Origin of the sequence: Nitrobacter vulgaris (assembly GCF_002028545.1) — a bacterium.
In the GTDB taxonomy this organism is placed as follows: Bacteria; Pseudomonadota; Alphaproteobacteria; order Rhizobiales; family Xanthobacteraceae; genus Nitrobacter; species Nitrobacter vulgaris.
The window spans coordinates 1-4,613 of sequence record NZ_MWPQ01000078.1 but is presented as its reverse complement, the minus strand read 5'-3'; the positions used below and the strand labels follow the sequence as shown (position 1 = coordinate 4,613).

The 4,613-nt window shown below is 64.4% G+C and carries 2 protein-coding genes; both read right to left on the bottom strand.

Going from position 1 to position 4,613, the window contains the following annotated elements:
* A partial coding sequence (locus tag B2M20_RS18565; RefSeq protein WP_139372963.1) for an amino acid adenylation domain-containing protein occupies positions 1-2,871 on the bottom strand: 2,871 nt, incomplete at its 3' end.
* On the bottom strand, positions 2,864-4,613 hold a 1,750-nt coding region (locus tag B2M20_RS18560), incomplete at its 5' end, for an amino acid adenylation domain-containing protein (protein ID WP_139372962.1). The genes B2M20_RS18565 and B2M20_RS18560, both read right to left, overlap by 8 nt.

Sequence of the window (4,613 nt, the reverse complement as noted above, 5' to 3'; positions counted from 1 at the left end):
CAGCGCCTCGCCGCTGACATAGCCGACCAGCTGACGCCCCGCGCCGGCCTCGCGCGCCACCACCACCGCCGCGCGAACCCCCGCTTGCGCCAAAAGCCGTGCCTCGATCTCGCCAAGCTCGATCCGGAAGCCGCGGATCTTCACCTGATGGTCGGAGCGGCCGACATATTCAATCACACCATCGGCACGCCAACGCGCCACATCGCCGGTGCGATACAGCCGCGCGCCCGGCAAACCAAACGGATCCGGGATGAACCGCTCCGCCGTCAGTTTACCGCGCCGCCAATAGCCGCGCGCCAGACCAGCGCCGCCGATATAAAGCTCCCCGGCAACCCCAACCGGCGCAACGTTGAGCTCGCGATCCAGAATATAGGCCGAGCGGCGTCCGACCGGCCGGCCGATCGGCGCATAACTGCCATCGATCTCTGCGCTGGCGTCGACCTTCCAAACCAATGGGGTCACAACGGTTTCGGTCGGACCGTAGCCGTTGATCAGTGTCCGCGGTTTCAGTGCGCGTTTGATCTTATCAAAGCCCTCCTTCGGCATTGCCTCACCGCCGAAGGAGTAGAGCTCAACCGGCGGCGGATCACCGTGCCACGCCGCGAAGTCTGCGAGCTGCTGCACGTAAGCCGTCGGGAATCCTGCGTTGGTAACGCGCTTTTCGCGCAGCACATCCAGCGTCTGCTCGGCCGACCATAGATCGCCGTCGCGCATTACGAGCGCGGCACCGCACGTCAACGCCGTCCAGAGGCGCTCATGGGCGCCGTCAAAAGTGAAGGAGAGGAAGTGCAGCTCGCGCGAGTTCCGATCCATGTCGTAAAGACCGGCAGTGACCTCGCAATGCATCGCGAACGGCCCGTGCTCGACGGCGACGCCCTTCGGGACACCGGTGGAGCCTGACGTATAGATGACATAGGCCAGACTGGCGGGCGCTACTTTGATCCCCACGTCACCGTCGTATTCCGCTTCCAGATCAGACGAGTCGAGCGCAGCAACCTCAATTCCGGCCAGCGGCGTCAGCGTCGCATCTTCTGTATCAATCAGCACAACACGCGCACCCGCATCGCGCAGGGTGTCGACCTGTCGTTTCGCCGGATGCTCGGGATCGAGCGGCAGATAGGCCGCCCCTGTCTTCAAGACCGCAACGAACGCAATGACGAGCGACGGCGAACGTCGCGCCGAAATGCCAACCAGATCAGAGGGACGAACGCCTAGGCTGATCAAGCGGTGTGCAAGCTGATTGGCGCGACGATCAAGCTCGGCATAGGTGATAATCTCGTCACCGAAGATCAGCGACGGCGCATCCGGTGTCTCGCGCGCGAACTTGGTGACCGTTCGATGCACGGGCTCGAATGAACTTCCAGTGTCGGCACTTCCATTCCATCGGCGCAGTCTGGCCCATTCCTCCTCGGATAGCAGGTCCATGCCGGCGATCGGCTGCGCATCCTTCTCGACCATCGACCTAAGGATCGTGACCCAATGCAACGCAAGACGCTCGATCGTGGCAGTCTCGAACAGCGTGGTTGCATAGGTGAAGATCGCGCGGATTTCGCCGGACGGCCCTTCTTCGCTATCGAGGGCGAAGTCGAATTTGACTGTCTCTGCCTCAGCATCGATCTTTTCGATCTGTAGGTTGGTCAGACTTGGTGGATTGCCCGACGCGCGCCGGCGTTGGTGGTTGTAGAGTACCTGAACGAGTGGATTCTGACTCAGGCTGCGCTTTGGTTGCAGGATTTCGAGCAAGCGCTCGAATGGAAGGTCCTGGTTCTCCTGCGCTTCAATTGTCGCCGAATGGACAGAGCCTATGAAGTCCGCAATCGTGGCGCATCCATCGATCTCGGTGCGAAGCACCTGGGTGTTGACGAACAGCCCGATCACGCCGCGGGTTTCATCGCGGTGGCGGTTGGCAACAGGCACGCCGACGCAGATGTCTGACTGACCGGTGTAACGGTAGAGCAGCAGCTTGAAACTCGCCAACAGCACGACAAACAACGTCGTCCGATGCCGACGAGCCAGCGCGCGCAACCCATCCGCAAGCTCCGGATCGAGCGCGAGGCGAAGCGCCGATCCGGCGAGGTCGGGCACCGCCGGCCGCGCATGGTCGATCGGAAGCTGCAACACGGCCGGGTCTTGGAGGCGGCCGGTCCAATATTCGACCTGCCGTCCGCCGTCGACTGCGCTCATCCATAGCCGTTGCCATTCGGCATAGTCGACATACTCAATATCGGGTTGCGCTAGCGTTGGCGTTTCGCCACACGCAAATGCCGCATATAATTTCCAGAACTCGTCAACCAGCACACCCATCGACCAGCCGTCGGCCACAATATGGTGCAAGGTGACCACGAGAAAATGATCGTCCTCCCCGAGCGCCAGCAATGCGACGCGCATCAGCGGGCCCGCCTCGAGATCGAAAGGCATCAAGGCTTCCTGACGCGCCAGCAGGCGCGCCTGCCCTTCACGGTCATTACCATCGATCATCACCTGCCGAAGCGCGACCGGTCGTGGATCGAGCACGATCTGTTCAGCTTCGCTGCCCTCTTGCCGGAAGATCGTGCGGAGCGCGCTATGACGAATGGCCAACGTATCGAACGCCTGCTGCAACGCGCGCATTTGAAGGTCGCCGCGTATCCGCACGGTCGCCGAAATGTTGTAGGCGGAGCTATCCGGGTCCATCCGCCACAGAAACCACAGCCGCGACTGCGCGAAGGATAACGGCGCCTGTGTTCGCTCCTGCCGTGCGATCGGCAGCATCTCAAGATTGACACCCCTTGCCGCAAGCTGCGTCAGGAACGTCTTCTGCTTGATAGCGTCAAGACGCATCAGGCGATGAGAGATATCGCGAAGCTGCTTATGCGCGGCGGTGTCACTCATCGGCAAGTTCGACTTCCTTCAGCATGTCGAGCATCGCGGCTATGTCGTCGCTGCGCTTATCGACTTCCATTTCAGGCGCGAGCGCAACCGCCATGCTTTCGACGGTCGTCATGTCAAACAGCCGGCTCAGCGGCAGGTCCTGACCGAGATCGCGCTTAATGCGACTGACGAGTTGAATGGCGATAATCGAATCTCCGCCAAGCTCGAAGAAGTTGTCGGTGACGCCGATGGTGGGCTGTTGCAGCAGGTCGGCCCAGATCGCCGCGAGGGCTGCTTCCGCCGGCGTGCGCGGCGCGATGTGCCCGGCCGAGGCCGCAAGCTGGTCCGGCGCCGGCAGCGCCTTGCGGTCGATCTTGCCGTTCGGCGTCAGCGGCAGGCGCTCCAGCACCACGATGCGCGCCGGCACCATGTAATCCGGCAATGAAGCCGCCAGCGCAGCCTTGAGCGCCGCCGCGTCCAGCGCCTCGCCGCTGACATAGCCGACCAGCTGACGCCCCGCGCCGGCCTCGCGCGCCACCACCACCGCCGCGCGAACCCCCGCTTGCGCCAAAAGCCGCGCCTCGATCTCGCCAAGCTCGATCCGGAAGCCACGGATCTTCACCTGATGGTCGGAGCGGCCGACATATTCGATCACACCGTCGGCACGCCAACGCGCCACATCGCCGGTGCGATACAGCCGCGCGCCCGGCAAACCAAACGGATCCGGGATGAACCGCTCCGCCGTCAGCGCGCCACGCCGCCAATAGCCGCGCGCCAGACCGGCGCCGCCGATATAAAGCTCCCCGGCAACTCCGACCGGCGCAACATTGAGGTCGCGATCCAGAACGTACAGCGTGGTGTTGCCGATCGGACCGCCCAGCGCAGGGCGGACGTCCGCGGCATCGAGCCGATGACGCGCCGACCACACCGTGGTCTCGGTCGGGCCGTACAGGTTCCAGACCTCCCCGGCCTGCGCCACCAGCCGCCGCGCCAGGTCCGGCGCCAGCGCCTCGCCGCCGCTCAGCACCCGGCAGCCTTGTGGAAGCGGGCCCTCGTGATCCAGCAGCATCCGCCAGGTCGACGGCGTCGCCTGGATCAGGCTCACGCCGTGCGTGGCGGCAAGCGCCTTGAGCCGGGCCGGATCATGCGCCGCGGCGCGATCCGCCAGCACCACCCGCGCGCCGATCGTCAGCGGCAGCCACAGTTCCAGCACCGCGATGTCGAACGACAGCGAGGTCAGGCCGAGCACGCGGTCGTCGGCCGTCAGGCCCGGTTGCTCCGCCATCGTCGCCAGAAAGTTCGTCACCGCATCATGGCGGACCATCACCCCCTTCGGAACGCCGGTCGATCCCGAGGTGTAGATCACATAAGCAAGGCTTTCGGGATGCACGGCGATGGCCGGATTGCTGTCGTTCCCTCCCTCGTCCTGCGCATCGATCAGCCAGGCCTCGGCCCCGGTCTCCGCCAGCACCGCCGCGAACCGGTCGCGCAGCGCGCTTTGCGTCAGCACCAGCGCCGCGCCGCTGTCGCGCAGCATGTGCGCCAGCCGTTCGTCCGGATAGTCCGGATCCAGCGGCAGATAGGCTCCCCCCGCCTTCAGCACCGCAAGCAGCGCCACCATCATGCCGACGCCGCGCTCGCAGGCCAGCGCAACCACGACATCGGTTCCAACCCCGCGATCCCGCAGCCGCCACGCCAACCGGTTCGCCCGCGCGTTCAGCTCTCCATAGCTCAGCGCCTCGTCCCCAAACACCAGCGCGATC